The sequence below is a fragment of the Nocardia gamkensis NBRC 108242 genome (assembly GCF_001612985.1).
Taxonomy (GTDB): domain Bacteria; phylum Actinomycetota; class Actinomycetes; order Mycobacteriales; family Mycobacteriaceae; genus Nocardia; species Nocardia gamkensis.
The window spans coordinates 1-18,438 of record NZ_BDBM01000007.1; the positions used below are offsets into that span (position 1 = coordinate 1).

Genomic DNA, 18,438 nt, shown 5'->3' on the forward strand with positions numbered 1-18,438 from the left:
CGGGGCGGGGAGTCGCGCCGCGCTCCGTGGCGGTGTCCGCGGCGCCCGGTCGCGGAATATCACCGCGCCAAGCGCCTGTTTCGCTGCCTCGTTCTTCGACGAAGTGCTTGAAGCGCTCGAGGTCACCGCTCACGCGGTGCTTCAGCACCCCGAGCTTGTCGGCGACGTTCTCCACGAACCCTTCGGGGTCGACGTCCATCTGCGCGGTCACCCGGGTGTGGGTGTCGTCGAGCCGATGGAAAGTGACGACGCCCGCGTGTTTGGGTCCGCTGTCGGACTTCCAGGCGATCCGTTCGTCGGGATGCTGCTCGGTGATCGTCGCGTCGAACTCACGCGTCGACGGGCCGACATGGACACGCCAGTGCGTGTGCCGGTCGTCGAGCTGGTCCACTGCTTCGACACCCTCCATGAAATGCGGAAACGACTCGAACTGCGTCCACTGGTTGTAGGCGGTACGAACCGGAACCTCGACGTCCACCGTGGCGGCCATTGTGCTCACTTGCTACCCCTTTCCTCGCCCACCCACACCATCTCGCGTGGACGGGCGTCTTTCGGTTGACAAGCGCTCCCTTGGGGGCGACTCGGGACATTCATCGCTTACCCGAGGGGTGGGAGGACAAACAGGCGCGGTCTACACCAGCACGGTCGCCGCGTAAACGTCCAGCTCCCGGACCGGTTGTGTCGTGGCCCACGGTTCGAATCCTGCCCGGGTTTCGGTGTATGCCCGGCGCAGCCGCGGCGAGGTGTTCCGCGCGGCCAGGTCGATGGCATGCCTGGCGGCCGCGCACGCGCGGTCGAGGTCACGTGGCACGGTCAGTCGCGCGAGGCTGAGATTCCACAAGGCCCGGTCGCGGGCCGCATGGACCGGAATCAGTCCCAGCACGCCGTCGATCGTGTCGGCCGCCGCTTCGAGCTCGCCACCCGTTTCCAGGCAGCGGGCGGTCATGGCGCCGGTCGTCCACGCGCTCTGGTAGTAGCAGTACGACTCGTCCGGAGTCGTCTGCTCGGTGAATTCGTCGCGTACTCGAAGCAGCTGTCGCCACGCGTCGAAGTTCCGTCCGTCGGAGGCGAATGCCTGCGCGGCGCACAGCTTGCGGAAGTCGTCGACGCGACCGTCCTTCACCTGCGGCCGCAGCATTCCGTCCGCGAGGGCGGCGGCAGTTCGGAATTCGCGCATCTGAACCGCCAGTTGGGTTCTGTGACAGAGGATGCCGGTCGCGATATCGGGGTCACCGGATTCGTCCGCGTGCTGATAGGCGATTCGAAACCGCTTGTCCGCGTCGACCAGATCGCCCTGATCCCACGCGGACCACGCGCTGCTGGCCATGGCCTCCGCCGTCAGCGATTGCAGTGCCGGGCGCAGACTCGCCGGACAGTCGCGCAGCAGCGATACGCATGTCTGCGCTTGGGCTTCGATGATCGGTCGCGCCGCGTCCGACCCCAGCTGGTCGTCCAGGAGTTGGGCGGAGTGCACGGTGTTGCGCAGATGGCCGATCGCGTCGGACGTGACGGTCGGACAACCACTGCTTCTGCTCATCGTCGCCACGCCGATGACCGCGCCGGTAGCGGCGATGAAGTGTCGCCGGTTCACGTCCAGGTCTCCAATCAACGCCCGGAAACGCTTCTGCGCCCCATGGTCCGCATCTTTCAACACGCCGTCCAGTCGCGCTTGATGACCGATACCTATGTGACGGTCCGGTCGACTCTCCCAAAAGCTCACCGTCCGTTGACCGCAACGCAGCAGGTCCGCGAGTTCGCTCTGCGTCAACCTGCACGCGTGGCGCAGCGTCTTCACATCCGCGCCGGTCCACATCGTCACTTCTGCCACGGTGCCCCCTCTGCCCCTGCTGAACGGTCGTTGCTGCCGATTGCTCGAACTTGCGTGTCCGTTGCCTTCCACCAGGCATTTTGCCCCGGCATTGTGACCTGTGTACCTGGAACCGGGAAACCTTGTCGCACAACCGAACCCTGTGGGACGGGACGTCCGAATCGTGCACGACACCTCGTGCGGGTGGCGTCGCGTCCCCGGTCCCGGCTCGACCGACGATCGCGAAGGGCCTGTCAGTGCAGAAAATTCCTGATGGGGACGCTCCGTCGCCCCGCCGCGGTCGACGACCACCAGCGCGACCCAGAGGCGACCGCATGATCTACGACGAACGCGCCGAAGCCGAGATAGCCGTTCTCACCGACGTCATCGTCGCCGTCGACGCGGCACTGGCGGTCGACGCGTGCGAGGGCCGCCACCCGAGCGATCAGCGCGCCCACGTGGTCGCGATCGTGCTCTACGAGTTGATCGCCAGCGCCCGAACCGTGTCCGGACCCGACACCGGCCGCCTTTACGCCGCCCCCCTCCTAGATCATCCTGTCGAAAACGCGGCCCCCGACCTGTCCCCGCTCGACCTCTTGATCCCCCTCCTCGTCAACCGGCACACCTCCTGACGCCCTTCGCGCAGCCACCTCGGGCCAGGTGCGAGGACCACCCGAAATGTGCGAAGACATCCGAGAACGCGCAGCGCCATTCTTGTGGATGCGGCAATGACCGCTTGCGTAATGGCGAGTGCACATGACCATCGAGTCGAGGAGGGTGATCGCGGCCACCGGGGCGGAAGAGAACAACAGCAACGACAGCACATGTCTCGACCAATTCGCGGATTCGCTACCGGGCTGGCTGAGCCGCCTCGGCTTGAACCTGGACGTCCACGCGTGCGGTGTCCTCCACACGGCGGACGGCAACAACACCACCGATCGTGGCGACGCCTCATCGATCTATTGGACGATGACCGGATTCAGCGACCGCCCTCGTGTCTACGAGGCCATCGCTTTCCCAGCCGGTACACCGGCGCCTTCCGGCTCGTTGATCCAGCAATACGATGGCTGGTCAAACAATGCCGCCAGGATAGCGGAGGAGGAGTCCAGTGACTCGGCGCGATTCTCCGCGTTCGTGGAAGCGATGTCCGGCTCGCTGAACTCCTCGGGCAAGAACTTCGGCGGAACCTCCTTCAGTTACTGCACCTGCGACGGCAGCGAAACGTACACGCCCGCCGATGATCCCGAAGTAACCTCTCCAGGGAGCGCGTTCAGCGGCAGCAGTTGGGGTCGAGGACTACGCAAAGGGCTGCCAGGGCGTCGCGGCGGGCGCGGTGGAAGGTGTTCATGCCGCGACGTTCCGACTCCACCAGCCCGGCCTTGCGGAGCTGGCCGAGATGATGGCTGACCGTCGACTCCGACAGTCCCACCGCTGTGGCGAGGTCGCCGCCGTTCTCTTCGCCAGGAGCGCTGGTCAACAGCAGGGACAGCAGCTTCACCCGCACCGGGTCGGCGATCGCTTTCAACCGCAACGCCACTTCCAGCGCGGCCTTGTCGTCCACCGGCGCGGCCGCGACCGGCCGGCAGCAGACCGGGGCGGACATGTCGATCACGGGCAGCGTCTTGGGCATGCGATCAACCCTACCGACTCCATTGACATATGTCGAAAAGGTGGCAGACTCGGCTCGAACCGGTTCTTCGATATATGTCACACAAGTGGAGGTAGTCATGTCCCGTATCCAACTCGCCCTCAACGTCGACGACATCGATCGGGCCGTGCGGTTCTACTCGACGCTCTTCGGCGCCGAGCCCGCCAAGCGCAAGCCCGGCTACGCCAACTTCGCCATCGCCGAACCGCCGCTGAAACTCGTGCTGATCGAGAACCCCGGCCACGGCGGCAGCGTCAACCACCTCGGCGTCGAGGTCGAGTCCTCCGACCGGGTGCACGCCGAGATCGGCCGTCTGTCCGAGGCGGGGTTGTTCACCGAGGAGCAGATCGCCACCACGTGTTGCTTCGCGACCCAGGACAAGGTCTGGGTCACGGCCCCGGACGCCGAGCGCTGGGAGGTCTACACCGTCCTCGCCGACAGCGACACTTTCGGCGCCGCCCCCGCCGGCGCGGCCGGGCTCACCGACGCCGAAGCGGTTCAGGCATGCTGCGGCACCGCCGAGGAAGCCGCCGCCGAAGGTGCTTGCTGCGGCTCGAATGCGAAGAAAGCGGCAATCGCCTCCGGCGTCACCTGCTGCAACTGATCCGGCACGGCGCACGGGTTCACCGAGTGTTCGCTTGCCCGTGGATTCGATATACATCAATATCGACGAGTGTCGAAATCGGAGTTACCGCTGATCGGCGTGACCTCACCGTCGTGTGAGGTCACGCCTATGGTCCGTCGTCCGCTGACCACCGGCGCCGCCGTGGAGCTGGCGGGCATTTTCAAAGCACTGTCCGATCCGGTCCGGTTGCGGCTGCTGTCGACGGTCGCCAGCCGCGCGGGGCAGGAGGCCTGCGTCTGCGAACTCGCGGAGGGCTTCGATGTCGGCCAGCCCACCATTTCCCACCACTTGAAAGTGCTGCGCGAAGCCGGGCTGCTCAGCAGTGAGCGGCGCGGATCGTGGGTGTACTACCGCGTCGAACCCGCAGCGCTGCGGCAGCTGTCCCAGTTGTTGGATATCGCCGCTCCCGAAGCGGCGGCGCGATGACCGAGCTGGCGCGCAGGCTGCTGGCCGAATACCTCGGCACCGCACTACTGGTGACCGTCGTGGTCGGCTCCGGCATCGCCGCCCAGCAGCTGTCCCCGAACGACATCGGCGTGCAATTGCTCGAGAACTCCACCGCGACCGTGCTCGGACTCGCGGTGTTGATCCTGGTCTTCGGCCCTGTCTCGGGCGCCCATCTCAACCCGGTCGTCTCCCTCGCGGACTGGTTACTGGGTCGCCGCCACGGCACCGGTCTACCGCGCGGAGATCTTCTCGGCTACGTCGCCGCCCAGGTCGCGGGCGGCGGCAGCGGGGCGATCCTGGCGAACGTCATGTTCGACCGACCGGCAGTGCAGATTTCGACGCAGCACCGCATAACCAGCGGACACCTCATCGCAGAAGTCGTCGCCACCGCCGGACTCGTCGCGGTCGTCTTCGCCCTCGCGCGATCCGGGCGCGCCGCGCTGTCGGCGGCTGCGGTCGCCGCTTACATCGGGGCCGCCTACTGGTTCACCAGCTCCACTTCTTTCGCCAACCCCGCCGTGACCGTCGGCCGCGTCTTCTCCGACACCTTCGCCGGAATCGCGCCCGCCTCCGCGCCCGGCTACATCGCAGCCCAGATCGTCGGCGCGCTCATCGGCCTCGCGCTCGTCACCGTCCTCTACCCGGCCACCGCCGCGACAGCCGCAGACAACGCCGTCGTTCCCGGCGACACCACCGCCACCCACTGAAAGGCGCCGAGCCGAATGTCGATCAAACCAACCGTGCTATTCGTGTGCGTCCATAACGCGGGGCGTTCCCAAATGGCCGCCGCCTTGCTCGCTCACCTCGCGCACGACCGAGTCGAAGTCCGCTCGGCGGGCTCCGCGCCCGCCGACCGCATCAATCCCGTCGTCGCCGATGTCATGCGCGAGATCGGCATCGATATCACCGATCGCAAACCGAAGATCCTCACCCCCGAAGCCGTCGAATCCTCCGATGTCGTCATCACCATGGGTTGCGGTGACGCCTGCCCCTACTATCCGGGAAAACGTTATCTCGACTGGAAACTCGACGACCCCGCCGGACAAGATCACGACACCGTGCGTGCCATCCGCCACCAGATCGAACGACATGTACGCACCCTGCTCGCCGACCTCGCGATAGCGACGATATGACGTAGCCCGCCGCATATCGGGACCAGGCGCATTTTCACAGAGAAAGCCGGGTGGGTTCGTGACCCGCCCGGCTTGTGTGGATACTTGGAATTCGGTCCTCCGTATCGATCAGAACGGCGTGAAGAAGAAGCCGATCCAGGCACCGATGGCAGCGCCGACCGCGCAACCGACGACGGCGCCGACGACGAAGAACCAGATACCGATGGCAATGCCGATCGCGCAACCGATCGCCGCGCCGAGCACGGCGCCGCCGAACAGGGCGTCGTGCATCAGGCCCTGCACCTCGGGTGCGACCGCGCCGGGTGACGGCACACCGGCCGCCGGTGTCAGCGTCAGTGTCCTAGCCGACGGATCGACCGACGGTATGACGCTGAAATTCTGACCGGTCTCCATACGCAGTGTCGTCGGGATCGCACCGACGATCGCGCCCTCGTCGGAGAGCACGTTGACCGCTGCCGGTGTGACTTCGAACCGTCCCGAAGACAGATCGACCGTAGCGGTGCGGTGATCCGCTGCGAGCGTTGTCGTGTAGGAAATCGGCCCATCCACCCCGTTCATCGTGAGGTCTGCCAGGGTGCCCTCACCGTGTGCTGTGGCCATTGCTATGCCCGTTGACGCGACGGCCAACAGGGCGGTAGCCACCAATTTCTTGATAAACATTTGGAAGTCCAATCATCGGACGATGTTGTTGGATTTCCCCCGGACGGGCGACAGTGACCGTCGCGTATAATCTTTCACCCTCAACCTGAGCACTGTCGATAGGTATCGGGTATGAGAAATTTTCGTATTCGCGGTCGGATTTTTCCCCTAAACATCGGCGTCGCGGCCCCCCTCCGCTTGCTACTCGGCGGCATTGAACCGGCGAAGCTCTACCGCGCGCAAGCTCTTTGATTCTTCCTCAGGAGAATGGACCGGGTCGGAAATCGATACTCCTCCCCGGCTCGAGCCGAAGCCCCGGGCCCTGGAGCTGGGGCCGGGGCCGGGGCCGGGGCGAAAAGATTACTTCTGGGGTTCGGGTGCCTTGGGCATGGGCGAGTTGATCGTGGACAAGTTCGAAAAGAGGTGTCTACGTCGTACCGTGGGGATATGCCTCTGAATCCTCATGATTTTCCTGATCTAGCGCCGTGGATCTACGGGCGCAACTCGCAAGACAAGAACAAGGGTCTCTCCGTGCCGCAGCAGGTTCGGTGGGGTCGGGAGCAGTGCGAGCGGTTCGGATGGGCTGACCCGCGTGTCACGACTGACACCGACATCGGGGCGACACGGCACACGGTCAAGCAGAGGCCCGGCTATAAGGAGTTGGTTGAGGGCCTGGCGCGGAGTGCGCCGGACGGTAAGCGCTGGGTGCTGGTGACGCGTTCGTCGTCGCGTGCGAATCGCCAACTGTTGGATTTCGCCATCCTGCGAGAGATGTGTGCCCGGTTGGGGGTCTACTGGTACTCGGGCGGGCAGCTGTATGACATGAACAACCCGCACGATCGGCGGGTGCTCGCCCAAGAGGCGGTGGACAACGAGTTCCAACCGGAGCAGAACCGATTCGATTCGATGCAACAGTTGCGGCAAAACTTCCTCGAGGGCAAACCGCACAGCCGAGAGGCGTACGGGTATCGGATCGTTTACCGGCGCGGTAGGGCGGTGGAACGCGTTCATGATGAGGTTCACGCGCCGATCGTGCGCGAGATGGCGCGGCGGATTCTGGCTTCGGAGTCAACGCGGAGTGTGTGCCGTTGGCTGGCCAGTGAGGGCGTCCCGGTGCCGAGTGCGGGCATGGCGTTGCCGTGCCGGGTGTGCTCGGTGACTGAGGGGCGCAAGGTCCTGCAACCGGTAGACCGCCGCCACTGCCCATGTGAAAAGGACTGGATGACTCGCTGGGATGTCGCCACCGTCCGGCGTGTGTTGATGAACCCGACAATCGCCGGTTTGCGAGCCCACCGCAACAAGGACAACGGAGTGATGGAAACGGTGACGGCCACGTGGGAGCCGATCATCACCCTCGAACAGCATCGTGCGCTGGTCGCGCTGTTCGAGGACCCGAAGCGGATCAGCCACCGAGGCAGTGCACCGCGCTGGTTGTTGTCGGGTATCCCGCGATGCGGCAAATGCGGCGGAGCGTTGCGGTCCAGGCAGCCGGTCCAGCCACGGGAGAGGGTGTATGACTGCTCACGGTTCTGTGTCTCCCGGAACGCGCAATTGGTGGACGATCTTGTGGAAGAGACGGTGTTACGGAAGCTGGAAGACCCCGCCCTGTTGCTGGCGTTGCAGCGTACCGACGCCGAAGCCGACGCCGCTGCCGAGGAGGCCACACGCTTGCGTGAGGCGTATGAGAAATGGTTGGCCGAAGCGATCGACGCCGACCTGTCCCCGGCCGAGATCAAGCAGTACAAGGACCGCAAGCTGCCCGCAATCAAGGCCGCCGAGGCGCGCGCGCAAGCTGCGATGCCGATGCCACACGTGGTGTCGGCAGCAGGGCCGGATGCCCGCGCGAAGTGGGATGACCCCGAGCAGACACCGTTGCAGGCCAAACGCGACATCATTCGATCGTTGCTGGCGATCACCATCCACCCCGCCGGTAAGCGTCGCGGATTCGGCGGACGGCCCGGTGTGGAAACGATCGACATTCAACCGCTGGTCGCCTGATCAGCGCCGTCCCGGTGGTGGGACGATGCATAGCCGCCGTTCCACCACCGCCGCAATACCCCTAGCTGGTGTTGCGTCAGCGGCCCCGCCAGCCGTTGTTGCACCTCATCGAGATACGCAAGTTCTTCAGAGGTCCATTCCCGCCGCTGCTTCTGCTGCGATTCGGCCATGACATCACCCGTCGGCCTCGATTGCCGAAACATCGACCGCGCCCGGTTGCGGGGAGTAACCCATCTGTTCTGTGGTGGGTTCTGGTGGATGCTGCGAGGCGAGTAGCGCTTTCTCGTACTCCGCGCGCCAACCGAGACGTTCTGCGACGGCGTGCATGAGCAGATACGCGCGCGAGGGTATTCGGGTGCCGGGGGCGATGGTGTTCCACGTGTAGCGGTGTGGGTCGCGGGCAGGCCGGACGATACCCACCTGTGCGAGCAGTTGCCGAACAAATTCGATGCGGTCGGCTTTGTGGTCATCCAGTGTCTTGCCCGTCCACAGCTGCGAGCACAGGACCCGCCGCCCCGGCAGCCCGAGCGTGGTCCGCCGATGCGCCCGCCCCCGGCACTGGCCCGGTTGCATCCGTGACTTCGCGGCCTTGGGCACGATCCCGTACATAAGCCACACCGCACACCGAGGCGAACACGGAGTACGGCACAACGCCTCATGCAACCGGTCGTAGTGCGTCTGCTGACGCGCCGTCCGCGCTTCCAGGACCTCATCCACCGACTTGGTGAGGTACTTGCACAGATATCCGATATGCCGCTTGGCTTCCTCGGTGCCCCCGAGAACGCCCCGGATGTCCATCTGGGAGCCGAACACGGCCATGTGCGCCGGATCGTCCTCCGGGCCGATGACAGCGATTGCGTCGTCCCAGGACTGCAACGGCTGCCGGGTGTCCGGGTCGACGAACGTGCGCTGTGCGCGGTCCCACAACGGCACCCGATCCGGCCGATAGATCATCTCCGTGCGCCGAGGCCACCAGGTTTGCCGATACGTCCCAGCGGTGACCTGCCGCAAGATGCGGCGGGGAATACTGCCGCGGATCGCGATGTGGATGTGGGGGGCTCCGCGCCGTTGCGGTTCGACCGTGGCGAAGTACTGCACGTTCCAGCCGACCGCGCGGCGTAGGTTCTGTATCCACCGGTCGAACAACGCCGCGAAGCAGATGGCGTCCCACGCTGCCCGTGCGTAGTCGTAGCTGTCGGGATCGATCGGTGTGCCGTCGTCGCGGTGCACCGGCCCGTAGCTGTCCAGGGTGAGCGTGACGAACGTGGAGGGTTTGTACCGTCCGGCGTATTCCCGCCCGATGGTGCGGGAATGGATCGGCAGCCGAGGCAACTCCGGCATCCCCTCGGGCCGCCTGGTCGAACGACCCACCGGCCCCGACTCGTCAGGATCGTCCGCGCCATCCTCGCCGGCCTCTTCCGGTGCCAGCGCGGCCGGCGGTTCCGGCGAGGGTGGTTTGCCCCGCGCACCGAGCGCTTTGAGTTGCTTGTCCGCCCAGTCGATTTCGGCGCGTATCTCTGCCGCGTCACTGTCGCGGCCCTCAGCGACAGCGTCTTGGTAGGCGGCGGTCTGATCGGCCCGGTACAGGATCAGCCCGAGCTGATCGAAGGTGGGGCGCGGTTTCGGCCTTTCTGGCTCGCTCTCCAGATGCCAGCCCTCCCGCAGCTGCGTTTGCCGCAACGCTTTGGCCTTGGCCGCACACGCCGGGCAGATCGCGGCCATCGTGTTGCCGCAGGGCACGGCCACGAATTCCACCCGTCCGGTCTCGGTGTCGGTTTGTTCGAGCACCATGGGCCGGATGCACACGCCGTGGGTGCGGGCGGCTTGCATGGCTATGTCATCGAACGACGCGGCCCGTGTTTGTTCGTCCTGGTCGGTGTGTGGCCGGTCATCGAAGTTGTCGGCTGTCATGAGATCCCCTGTTCCGTGGTCGAGGGCGCGACGCCGAACCGACTCGCACAGCCGGTTCGGCGTCGCGTGATGTGAACGAGAGTTCAACTGCCGGAACAGATTTGAAAGTGTGGTGACGCCGCCGGTACGGCTGCCACGAGCGCTACCCGCGCTGAATAGAGAAAGAAAGAGTTGCGCTGCCCGCGCTGAGTGAGTGTGCCGCTCGCAAAGGGGGTGGTGTTCACGTGTCGCCCGGCGCGGCTTATTCCAGGCTACCTATGGTGTTGAAATATGTGGTTCCCCTGGTCATCGGGGTATTGATTGCTTCGATCGTTTACAGCAGGTGTCAGCCGCTCAGGCAGGGTCGGGGCCGTCCTCGAGGCGGGGTGTGCCGTCCGGGTGGCGGGGTAGCGGCGGGTAGGTCCGCATAATCCACTCGATATCGTCGTCGGTCACCCAGTAGGCGCGAACCCTGGTGATCTCCACCGATTCCTCGTGCTCGACATAGGCCACCCCCGGTGTGGTTTCGGGGATCTCGTCACACAGAGCGCCCCGGTCCCGTCCGCTCGGCCCGAACAGCATGTTCGGTTGGGTCGGCTCACTCATGCGCAGACCAACGCGGTAGGGGTAAAGCTGGCGCAGCTCCAAGACGTCCTTGGACGGGTCCTGAAGGGCTCCGACCATGGGCACCGCCACCGCACGCGATTGGGTGAGCACGATGCCCATCAACCGCGTGATCTCGTCTTTCACCTTGCGGTCGCTGTAGTACGCGGTCAGGCTCGCCGCCTCGTCGATGATCACCACGACCAAGGGTTCGGCCACGGTCGGGGTGATCTTGCGTTCGGCCTTGGGCATGTAGAGCACGCCCCGTTGCTGCACCAACGCCGCAGCGTCCCGCAACAGCTCGAGCGACATCGGTCCGTTGTCAAACGCAAAGCGCGCGAACCAGTTTCGTGCCGCGCCGTACTCCATGCCGCCCTTGGGGTCGATCATCCACAGCACCACGCGCCCGTCCCGGATCGCTGGACCGAGTGCGGCGATCAGTGACCACACCACCGACCCCTTGCCCGAGCCCATCTTCCCGGCTACAAGCAGCTGGTTGCCGAGCAGGCGAATCCGCCACGGTTCCCCGAGTTCGGTCATGCCGATCGTGAGTGCTTCCAGGTCCACGGTTTTCGGCACCACCCGAGGCAAGGGGATGGGATCGATCAGCCGATCGGTGTGGATGACCTGGAGGCGCACGAACCCGGATTTCGCGTTGCGGACCCGGACTCCGACCGCGCCGAAAGCGTGCCGCAGTGCATCGGACTGTTTCGCCCACGTCTGCACGGTCTGGCTACCCACCAGCTTGATAAGCAGTTCATCGGCCGTATCACCGATGGTGACCTTCACCAGTCCAGGGGTTTGCACCCCGTGGTCGAGGATCTTGGTCAGTCCGTGTATCGCTGTGAGGGTCTTCCAGCGCCGCTTGTAGCGCTTCCACGACAGATACCGTGACCGCATCCGACCCCACACCCAGCGATGCCACGAGGACGGCCACCACGCCCACCACGTCACCCACGAGGCGACCGAGACCGCCGCCACGATGACGCCGAACGGCCAGCCCAGCCACCACCAGGCCGCGCCAGCCGCCGCGATCGGTAGCGAGATCATCGGGAACAGCAGTGCCCACCACAGCAAATACACCGCCGACACCACCAGCGCCTCGAGCACCGCCATCAACGCTTGCCCGAGATCATCCATGATCGTCGGCGGACCGGCCGGGGGCTTCTCATACTCAGCAGAACGAACCACGTGCATCAACCTCCATCAATTGCGTTCCATCGAATGTGCTTGCAGCACAAATACTTTGAGAGCGGTGCATCGCTACTCCTGGTTGGGGCGGGTCGGCCCATCGGAGTAGGGCCGACCCGCCGATTCAGATATCAGGCTGCGGTCTTGCCCGCGCCCGAACTCCCTGCCGACCGGTTACCGGACCCCGGTGGGGTCGCGTATCCCGTCGCGCGGACGGTGTAGGTCAGGTACTTGAATTCGCCCTGCCCGCCGACGCGCGGCTGAACGGTGACCTCCTTCAACGCGATCGGGCGGATGCCCGGCGCGATCTCCGGAGTCGTCGGTTCCGGTTCGGTGTCCGACAACAGCAGAACCTCATAGCTGGCCCGGCGAGCGTTGCGCTCACCCGGATCACTGACGGTGGCCTTCCACACCAGCGCACCGGTCAACTCGTCCCGCTTCTGCGGTCCCGGTCTGTCCGGGTTCCCGGTGTACTCGAGATCAGGGCGCACCGGCCCCATCTGGTACAGCCCTTCACGGAAGAAGTCCGCGAAATCCACAGCGAATCGAAAGGTTTTGCGAATGTCGGGAGTTTTGCTGTCGTTGGCCACGACGGCCGCCTTTCAGGTTGTGATGAATCTGTTTCAAGAAGCGACCCCGCCCACACCGGACGGCGGTCCACACGCGGCACCACGCACCGCACGCAAGGGCACTACCAGCCCAAACCGGCGGATCACGCCCCCCGCACACACCCCGGCGACACCGGGTTGTCAAGGGGGCCAGAGCAGCCAGACGACCCCCACCGCTGCGGGTTTTACGCTGGGAGCGGTAACGCACGCAGCGTGAATCGACTACTCTGGACACAGCAGAGACCCCGTTTCTGCACACGAATGAAAAGAGGGACTCCGAAAGGCTGTGGTGCTACCCGTATGCCTCTTGGAGTGTTTTTCGTTCAGGTTGTCCCCCCGTTGCAGCGGGGGGACAACCGCGAAAGCAGGTCAGCTCTCAGCTGAAAGTTCCTACCTTGACAACACCTCCGTTCGTCCTCTTATCCATGCTCGCACGGAACGCCGACACCGCGTGCTCGTCACGGTCCCAGCGTCTTTGGGGAATCCACCACAGATTCCCCACTTCCAGTGTGTGGCCTGCCCGACCGGTTTCCTGTCGGTTCTCCGTGACTTGGACCACATTCGCTGCGGTGATCCGTGGGCAATCCCCCGATCGCACCCCATGACACGTATGCGGCGGCGACAGCGACAGCACCGGTACGCCGCCACAGACCCGGCGAGCCCACATCACCGCTGTCGCGATCAAGGGCGGGGAAACCCGACACAGTGCCGCTTCCTTCCTGTCCGTGTCCCCCTAGCCGATGCTTCTACCTTCAATAATCCCGGCAAACGGACCAAGGTCAAGAAAAAAGCTTGATTTGCCACTCTGGCAGTCAAATTGCCTTGGAGAGCAAACAAAATGTACCCACGGTGGGTGTGTTAATGACAGCGTGTCGCCTTGACATACAGGACAATTCCCGACTCATACGCATATACGCCACCGTCGGCGGAGCCAGCAATCCGAGGCTCGCATTCCGAAACATGCTCCACGAACGACAACAGACCCCGAAGTCGCCGGGGCCTGTTCGCCAGTAGCGGTGTGAGCTGCTCAGTATGGGACCTGCACGAAGTCTGCTAGTTCACGGACTTCTGCTGTGAGCGTCCGCCGCTTCTCGATCATGCCTGCGAGGATGTCACGCGCAAATCTCTGTTTCACCAACCATTCCGGCAGCTCTCGCCGGATCTGTTGAAGTACGGCCAGCGCTTCGGGGTACTGCCGCATCGCTGCGTGTGCTGCTGCGACGTCGAGGCGGTGACGCTGCCACGGCCATGGAAGAGGGTATTTCGTTCCCTCCAGTTGTGCCCCGATCGTCAAAGTAACTTGCGGCTTGTCGATCACCATGGCGTTCTCCGCAGCCAGCATCTGTACCGTGACCGGGCCGAATGCGTGCAGCAGGCCGTCTCTCGAATCGTGTTCACCGTGGCGAATCGCCATCCCCGCTACACGGGCGAAAGCCAGCGCGTCATCGGCCTCGCCAGGTCTGTTGTCCCGTATCGCCGCTGTGGAGACCCGTTGCAGCATCAGTCCCCAACCGGCGAGATCTTCCCGCGATGCCTTGGAGATTCGGCGCGGTTCGAGATCGTCTGCCCACTTGGTTGCAACCTCGCGCGCCTTGGCCAGATCACCCTTCCGGATCCATCGCCAGCAATCCGCATCCGCCAACGGCGCAGCTGCGCGCAGATCCGGCGCGTCATCCAGCGCCAATGCGATTGCGTGGTCTGCTGCGTCGAACTGCCAAGTCAGACACATTTGCCATGCCACCATCTGGCGAATCCGAGATCGCAGTCTCCGCGCATCGGTCGTGCCCGAGTCCGCTGCGGAGACCAGATAATCCGCATCGCGCAACATCGGCACCAAGTGTGGGGCAAGCTCAGCGAAGTGACCACCGCGGAACAACGGCTTGACTTCCGCGAATGTTGCGCTGACACCGGCGACGGTCGGCGGCTCGCTGTACTCATCGACCGGATAGATACCTGCCAGCGCCTGACGGACATCGGCCCACAACTCGACATCAGTCACGGCTGGATCGGCGGCATCCGGCTTCACAATCAGGGCAGAGGTTTCGACCCGGAGTGCACTCGCCAGCCGACGCGCCGTTTCGGTTCTCGTCGACTCCTGCGCGCCCTGCTCGAGCAGCCTGATCAGCTGAACCGATACGCCGGATCGTTCTGCAAGTTCGGTCTGAGTGAGCCCACGCCGTTTGCGAATACTGCGCAGGCGGTCCCCTAGTTGTGCGCCCATACGCCAACGGTACGCGGGCGCAACCTACTTCGAGACGGCTCGGAATTAGTAGTTTGTAACACCGCTGCTCAGTACTGCCATTGTGACCCTTGTTCCAAGCGCAGAGCCTGGATTAAGCCCCGACGCCGGGTGTCGCCGGTCCCTCATCCCGGCACCGCCGATTGCCCGACGACGTGCAGCCCGGCGGTTCGGCCCCGGCGTCGGGTGCACACCATCGTTCGAGTCAGGGGAGACGTTTATGGATTCGCCGAAAAGGATTGGGGACACACCGTTGTCGGTGTGCCATTTCTACCGACGAGTGTGTGATCTGCCCGCCGAGGTCCACCCGCCGCATCTGGGGCGTATCACGCTGCGTGCGGGCCGGGTGTGTGGGTTGATGATGCCCGCCTTCATCGGCGCGGAGGTCAAAGCGTGGATGCACCGCCATGACCACCGTGTGGGACCGGTCTTGACTCACCCGCGCTATCAGCGTTGGACGTTTCTGACCCACCCCGACCTGCCAACCGACGTCCGGTTGTATGCGGAGTTGTCGCGGCTGAACGTTTCCATCCTCCGTGCCGGAGGCAGCATCAGCTTGCCCGGACCTGGCCAGCGCCCCGGCCTGTTCCGGGCGTGGGTACATCCGCCCCGCGACGCCTACCGCCCACCGGGGCGGCTCGTGGTCGAGGCCATCCGGGGATGCGCCGCCCAGCACGCGCGGCAACGCCGGGCGGTGGCGTATGCCTGAACTCCTCAGCACCGCGATGCCGTTCGGGTGTGGGCCGACCTGCCAGCCGTGGATCACCGTCGAGCAATGCGGCCTGTTCACCTTCGACCAGCAGACCGGGGAAGTCTTGTCGGTCAAGTGCCCGTCGATGAACTGCTTCGGGCAGATGGTGAAGGTCGTTCGCGGTCGCATGGCCGACCACGACTCCCCGATGGACATCGCACTCGGAGGGCAGAAATGCCCATGGATCGGCATCCGCGTCGTGTTCGACCCCACCCGCTATCCCGACCTCGCCGCCCAGCCTGCCCCGCCACCAAAACGGCAGCCGCAGGCCGGTCGATGACCGATGATCAGGACGCCGAGCGATCCGCCGCCGAACTCGACGTTCTCACCGACGTAGTCGGCACCCTCATGACCGCCACCGCGGACGCCGTACTGGCCGGGATGAGCGACACCACTCGTGTTCGTGTGATGGCGATGGTGGTCTATGAACTGATCAGCAGCGCCCGCACTGCCGCCGCGCCGCACACCGGCCGCTTGTATGCCGCCCCGGTGCTCGATCCGATCATCGAAAACATCCCCGCCGCCGAGGACCTCACCTTTCTGGACCTGTTGATACCCGCGATCATCGGCCAGCACATTAACCGCACCTGAACCACCCAGACCGCCCCAGCACACCCACGCGCCCCCTGGTCCCCCTTTGCACCACAAGGGAAGCGCGCCACGTGCCGGGGCACCCGAAAGGGGGAAGGCTGCGCGGACGGGACTCCATCGGTGTGCCCAACCGAACCCGCCCGCCAGCCTTCCCCCGATCCGGCTCAAATCAACTGGCTCACAACATTATTCGCTTCCGCGCAACGCCCTTTCACGGAAGGTCCGCCTATGCATACTCCCAGCACGAAGCGGGGTACGTGATGACCTCCCCGCTGCCGAACGAACCGGATGTGCACCTGGTCGTGCGGCTGCGCGGCTACCACCTGCACTACGCGGCATGCCTCACTGCCGCTTTGATCTTCGTCCAAGACGAAGGGGTACGGCACCGCACAGACGGGGTGTCCGTGGCTGGTGACGCATCCGGCCGTCTGCCGAGGTTGCCGGGGGAACGGCTGTACGTGGAGAGATGATGGTTCCGTTTCGGGCATCCGACGAGCGCGACACCCCGCCTACGGCTCTCGCTTGCCTGCTGGCGCGCTCGAGCGCGAAACTGACTGCTCGAACCGCCATACCCATCCAGCCAGCACGAAAGGCGCGTCCAGTGGACGACGAACAAATCGGTTTCGATATCGAATTCGATGACAAAACCCAAGCATTTCTTGATTGGGTTGCGCCCGAACTAATGGAATCTCGGGTGCGGGCATTCCTCGCCGCAACGGTTCCGAATGTAGATGATGATTCGCCATGGTGGAAACCTCCACTGTCGACGCAGGTGATGGAAGCGGCGAAAGAGTTGTTCGGGGAGGCGGGTTTGACTGCCACCGTAAATCGCGAACTCGCCGATGGGTTCATTCGATTCCTGGGCGAATGCTATGTACGACGTGGCGGTCTGCAATGGACGAACCGCCCCGAGTGGGGACCGCCGCTGTACACCGAATTCGGTCCGTCTGTGCAAGGCGATGACACCCGTAGCATGGTTTGGATAGCGAATCGGCTATTCAAAGATGATGGTCCTCAGATGATCGAATACAACATCGATGAGGCCGTACGTCAGACGCGGAGATCTCGAACCGCTACATAATAAACTGACTTCACCTTAATCGGGGGTGGGTACAGCCGTGCCCGACGAATACGATGCCATCCGCAGTAGACTGACCAATTACGAGAAGGGGCTGTTTTTCGAACTCGGCAGGGCGCATGAGCGAGGGGAAACCCCCGAAAAAGGATGGGTCCGTCAGTTCAGACTAGAAACACCAGCAGGTGCGCGCATCCTGGACTCGGCGCGAACCGAAGGTCGAGGTACGCGAGGGATTGAGCGTAAATCAGGACGGGTCAACGAGATAGATGCTCGCGAACAGCTAGATAAAGAACGAGCAGGGCTAGAGGCTGGAATGCTGACCAACAGCCGATGGGAGACAGTGGCCGGTGAGAAAATTCCTCCCAAAATAGCCAAAGACCTTCAGGATATGACACGCGATTTCGGTGAAAAGTTCCAGCACGTCGTCATTTCTCGCGCCGACGCACTTCGCGCAATGCAACTCGGACGATCGCTTGTATCTCAGCAATTGGAGCTGATCCGGCCGTACGAGTTGAATAGAGCCGACCGCGCGCGGGAACGGTTGGCGAAGATACGCCAGATTGTGCGGGCACAAGAGCGAGCCGAAAAGTTCCGGAAGGTGCAGCAGTTCCGCGAAGCCGCTGCGCGTGGCCGGGCGGATGCCCCGCAGCAGGTCGAACGCGACCGGCAGGCCCGCGAGCAAGCCGAGCAAGTCAGGCAAGCAGGCCGAACGCCGGAAACCGAGCGGGCGCGGGTGGAACGGGAGGCGGCCGAACGGGTGGCGCGGGAATTCCCGCCACCGAGCCAGTACCCGCAACGGGAAGCCGTCGACGCTGGAGAACAAGCGGCCCGAGAAGCGGCCGACGCCGCCAGAGCGGAGCGGGAAGCAGCCGAGGCACGCACGGCAGCCGAGAAGGAACGCGAGGCTTCCTTGCAGGAGCTGAACAAGGCGCGGAACGCGGCGTTCAAGGAGTTGGACGAGAAAGGCCGTCTGTCGGAGGTGGAAAAAGTTCTCTGGCTTGGGCAGGCGCAGCACCCACTAGCAGCTGTGAGACAGCCGCCTGGTTCTGCACCGAGCGTTGAGCGTGGCGGCACCGGACAAGGACAGGAACGCGCACGCGGACTATCCCGCGACCGATAACCATCACAGCCGATCGGCTCAAGTGTGGTCGGCCTCTTGGTCGGGGTTGGGGTTCGGGTCGCACGCTGGG

21 protein-coding genes are annotated in these 18,438 nt (G+C 64.3%); 12 read left to right on the forward strand and 9 right to left on the reverse strand.

The features are described from left to right. Nucleotides 1–499 (reverse strand): SRPBCC family protein (locus NG1_RS07640; protein WP_063910295.1); only part of this gene is annotated, 499 nt, incomplete at its 3' end. Nucleotides 500–631: 132 nt separating this feature from the next. Further along, nucleotides 632–1,828, reverse strand: a complete 1,197-nt coding sequence (locus tag NG1_RS07645; RefSeq protein WP_157113902.1) for a helix-turn-helix domain-containing protein — start codon at nt 1,826–1,828, stop codon at nt 632–634. A 314-nt stretch (nt 1,829–2,142) separates the two neighbouring features. Between NG1_RS07645 and NG1_RS07650 the strand changes: the two genes are divergently transcribed. Beyond that, a complete protein-coding gene (locus NG1_RS07650) occupies nt 2,143–2,439 on the forward strand; it encodes a hypothetical protein (RefSeq protein WP_062969350.1) in 297 nt (98 codons plus the stop codon). Between the two features lie 638 nt (nt 2,440–3,077). Here the strand turns inward: NG1_RS07650 and NG1_RS07655 are convergent. Further along, nucleotides 3,078–3,437, reverse strand: coding sequence for an Rv2640c family ArsR-like transcriptional regulator (locus NG1_RS07655; protein WP_062969351.1), 360 nt, complete (start codon nt 3,435–3,437; stop codon nt 3,078–3,080). Between the two features lie 97 nt (nt 3,438–3,534). Between NG1_RS07655 and NG1_RS07660 the strand changes: the two genes are divergently transcribed. The 4 genes from NG1_RS07660 (at nt 3,535) to NG1_RS07675 (ending at nt 5,660) form a co-directional block, all read left to right on the forward strand. After that, nucleotides 3,535–4,059, forward strand: a complete 525-nt coding sequence (locus NG1_RS07660; protein WP_062969352.1) for an ArsI/CadI family heavy metal resistance metalloenzyme — start codon at nt 3,535–3,537, stop codon at nt 4,057–4,059. 69 nt (nt 4,060–4,128) lie between these two features. Then, nucleotides 4,129–4,506, forward strand: coding sequence for an ArsR/SmtB family transcription factor (locus tag NG1_RS07665; RefSeq protein ID WP_373686131.1), 378 nt, complete (start codon nt 4,129–4,131; stop codon nt 4,504–4,506). Further along, complete coding sequence (locus tag NG1_RS07670; protein ID WP_062969354.1) at nt 4,503–5,234, forward strand: aquaporin; 732 nt, start codon at nt 4,503–4,505, stop codon at nt 5,232–5,234. The genes NG1_RS07665 and NG1_RS07670 overlap by 4 nt, the downstream gene beginning before the upstream one ends. A 15-nt stretch (nt 5,235–5,249) precedes the next feature. Next, the gene (locus NG1_RS07675) at nt 5,250–5,660 is read left to right on the forward strand and encodes an arsenate reductase ArsC (RefSeq protein ID WP_062969355.1); all 411 of its coding nucleotides are present in this window, start codon (nt 5,250–5,252) and stop codon (nt 5,658–5,660) included. A 108-nt stretch (nt 5,661–5,768) separates the two neighbouring features. Here the strand turns inward: NG1_RS07675 and NG1_RS07680 are convergent, their stop codons facing one another. Beyond that, on the reverse strand, nt 5,769–6,332 hold the full coding sequence (locus NG1_RS07680) for a DUF8020 domain-containing protein (protein ID WP_210750385.1): 564 nt from the start codon (nt 6,330–6,332) through the stop codon (nt 5,769–5,771). Nucleotides 6,333–6,746: 414 nt separating this feature from the next. On the opposite strand from NG1_RS07680, the gene NG1_RS07685 reads away from it, so the two are divergent. Next, nucleotides 6,747–8,297: a recombinase family protein gene (locus tag NG1_RS07685; protein ID WP_062969357.1), complete on the forward strand. Its 1,551-nt coding sequence runs from the start codon at nt 6,747–6,749 to the stop codon at nt 8,295–8,297. Here NG1_RS07685 and NG1_RS36435 read toward each other — a convergent pair. The 5 genes from NG1_RS36435 to NG1_RS07705 all read right to left on the reverse strand — a co-directional run bounded on the left by NG1_RS36435 (nt 8,279) and on the right by NG1_RS07705 (nt 14,810). After that, on the reverse strand, nt 8,279–8,467 hold the full coding sequence (locus NG1_RS36435; protein WP_157113903.1) for a hypothetical protein: 189 nt from the start codon (nt 8,465–8,467) through the stop codon (nt 8,279–8,281). The two genes, NG1_RS07685 and NG1_RS36435, sit on opposite strands and share 19 nt — an antisense overlap. Before the next feature lie 4 nt (nt 8,468–8,471). Next, nucleotides 8,472–10,208, reverse strand: coding sequence for a replication initiator (locus NG1_RS07690; protein ID WP_062969358.1), 1,737 nt, complete (start codon nt 10,206–10,208; stop codon nt 8,472–8,474). Nucleotides 10,209–10,541: 333 nt separating this feature from the next. Continuing rightward, nucleotides 10,542–11,981: a cell division protein FtsK gene (locus tag NG1_RS07695; protein ID WP_157113904.1), complete on the reverse strand. Its 1,440-nt coding sequence runs from the start codon at nt 11,979–11,981 to the stop codon at nt 10,542–10,544. 131 nt (nt 11,982–12,112) lie between these two features. After that, complete coding sequence (locus NG1_RS07700; RefSeq protein ID WP_062969360.1) at nt 12,113–12,571, reverse strand: hypothetical protein; 459 nt, start codon at nt 12,569–12,571, stop codon at nt 12,113–12,115. 1,045 nt (nt 12,572–13,616) lie between these two features. Further along, nucleotides 13,617–14,810 (reverse strand): helix-turn-helix domain-containing protein, encoded by a 1,194-nt coding sequence (locus tag NG1_RS07705; RefSeq protein WP_062969361.1) that lies wholly within the window; start codon nt 14,808–14,810, stop codon nt 13,617–13,619. Between the two features lie 298 nt (nt 14,811–15,108). Between NG1_RS07705 and NG1_RS07710 the strand changes: the two genes are divergently transcribed. The 6 genes from NG1_RS07710 (at nt 15,109) to NG1_RS36445 (ending at nt 18,368) form a co-directional block, all read left to right on the forward strand. Next, nucleotides 15,109–15,537, forward strand: coding sequence for a hypothetical protein (locus NG1_RS07710; protein WP_062969362.1), 429 nt, complete (start codon nt 15,109–15,111; stop codon nt 15,535–15,537). Then, entirely contained in the window at nt 15,530–15,859 is a 330-nt protein-coding gene (locus NG1_RS07715; protein ID WP_062969363.1) for a hypothetical protein, read from the forward strand. The genes NG1_RS07710 and NG1_RS07715 overlap by 8 nt, the downstream gene beginning before the upstream one ends. Next, on the forward strand, nt 15,856–16,170 hold the full coding sequence (locus NG1_RS07720) for a hypothetical protein (protein WP_062969364.1): 315 nt from the start codon (nt 15,856–15,858) through the stop codon (nt 16,168–16,170). The genes NG1_RS07715 and NG1_RS07720 overlap by 4 nt, the downstream gene beginning before the upstream one ends. A gap of 260 nt (nt 16,171–16,430) precedes the next feature. After that, on the forward strand, nt 16,431–16,640 hold the full coding sequence (locus NG1_RS07725; RefSeq protein ID WP_062969365.1) for a hypothetical protein: 210 nt from the start codon (nt 16,431–16,433) through the stop codon (nt 16,638–16,640). 131 nt (nt 16,641–16,771) lie between these two features. Next, complete coding sequence (locus tag NG1_RS36440) at nt 16,772–17,251, forward strand: hypothetical protein (protein ID WP_157113905.1); 480 nt, start codon at nt 16,772–16,774, stop codon at nt 17,249–17,251. A gap of 37 nt (nt 17,252–17,288) precedes the next feature. Then, entirely contained in the window at nt 17,289–18,368 is a 1,080-nt protein-coding gene (locus NG1_RS36445) for a hypothetical protein (RefSeq protein WP_157113906.1), read from the forward strand. Nucleotides 18,369–18,438 lie beyond the last annotated feature (70 nt).

What these genes read in the sequence shown, in the direction of transcription:
- NG1_RS07650 (WP_062969350.1), top strand. Translation starts at nt 2,143, where the DNA reads ATGATCTACGACGAACGCGCCGAAGCCGAGATAGCCGTTCTCACCGAC.
- NG1_RS07655 (WP_062969351.1), bottom strand. Translation starts at nt 3,437, where the DNA reads ATGCCCAAGACGCTGCCCGTGATCGACATGTCCGCCCCGGTCTGCTGC.
- NG1_RS07660 (WP_062969352.1), top strand. Translation starts at nt 3,535, where the DNA reads ATGTCCCGTATCCAACTCGCCCTCAACGTCGACGACATCGATCGGGCC.
- NG1_RS07670 (WP_062969354.1), top strand. Translation starts at nt 4,503, where the DNA reads ATGACCGAGCTGGCGCGCAGGCTGCTGGCCGAATACCTCGGCACCGCA.
- NG1_RS07675 (WP_062969355.1), top strand. Translation starts at nt 5,250, where the DNA reads ATGTCGATCAAACCAACCGTGCTATTCGTGTGCGTCCATAACGCGGGG.
- NG1_RS07685 (WP_062969357.1), top strand. Translation starts at nt 6,747, where the DNA reads ATGCCTCTGAATCCTCATGATTTTCCTGATCTAGCGCCGTGGATCTAC.
- NG1_RS36435 (WP_157113903.1), bottom strand. Translation starts at nt 8,467, where the DNA reads ATGGCCGAATCGCAGCAGAAGCAGCGGCGGGAATGGACCTCTGAAGAA.
- NG1_RS07690 (WP_062969358.1), bottom strand. Translation starts at nt 10,208, where the DNA reads ATGACAGCCGACAACTTCGATGACCGGCCACACACCGACCAGGACGAA.
- NG1_RS07705 (WP_062969361.1), bottom strand. Translation starts at nt 14,810, where the DNA reads ATGGGCGCACAACTAGGGGACCGCCTGCGCAGTATTCGCAAACGGCGT.
- NG1_RS07715 (WP_062969363.1), top strand. Translation starts at nt 15,530, where the DNA reads ATGCCTGAACTCCTCAGCACCGCGATGCCGTTCGGGTGTGGGCCGACC.
- NG1_RS07720 (WP_062969364.1), top strand. Translation starts at nt 15,856, where the DNA reads ATGACCGATGATCAGGACGCCGAGCGATCCGCCGCCGAACTCGACGTT.
- NG1_RS07725 (WP_062969365.1), top strand. Translation starts at nt 16,431, where the DNA reads ATGACCTCCCCGCTGCCGAACGAACCGGATGTGCACCTGGTCGTGCGG.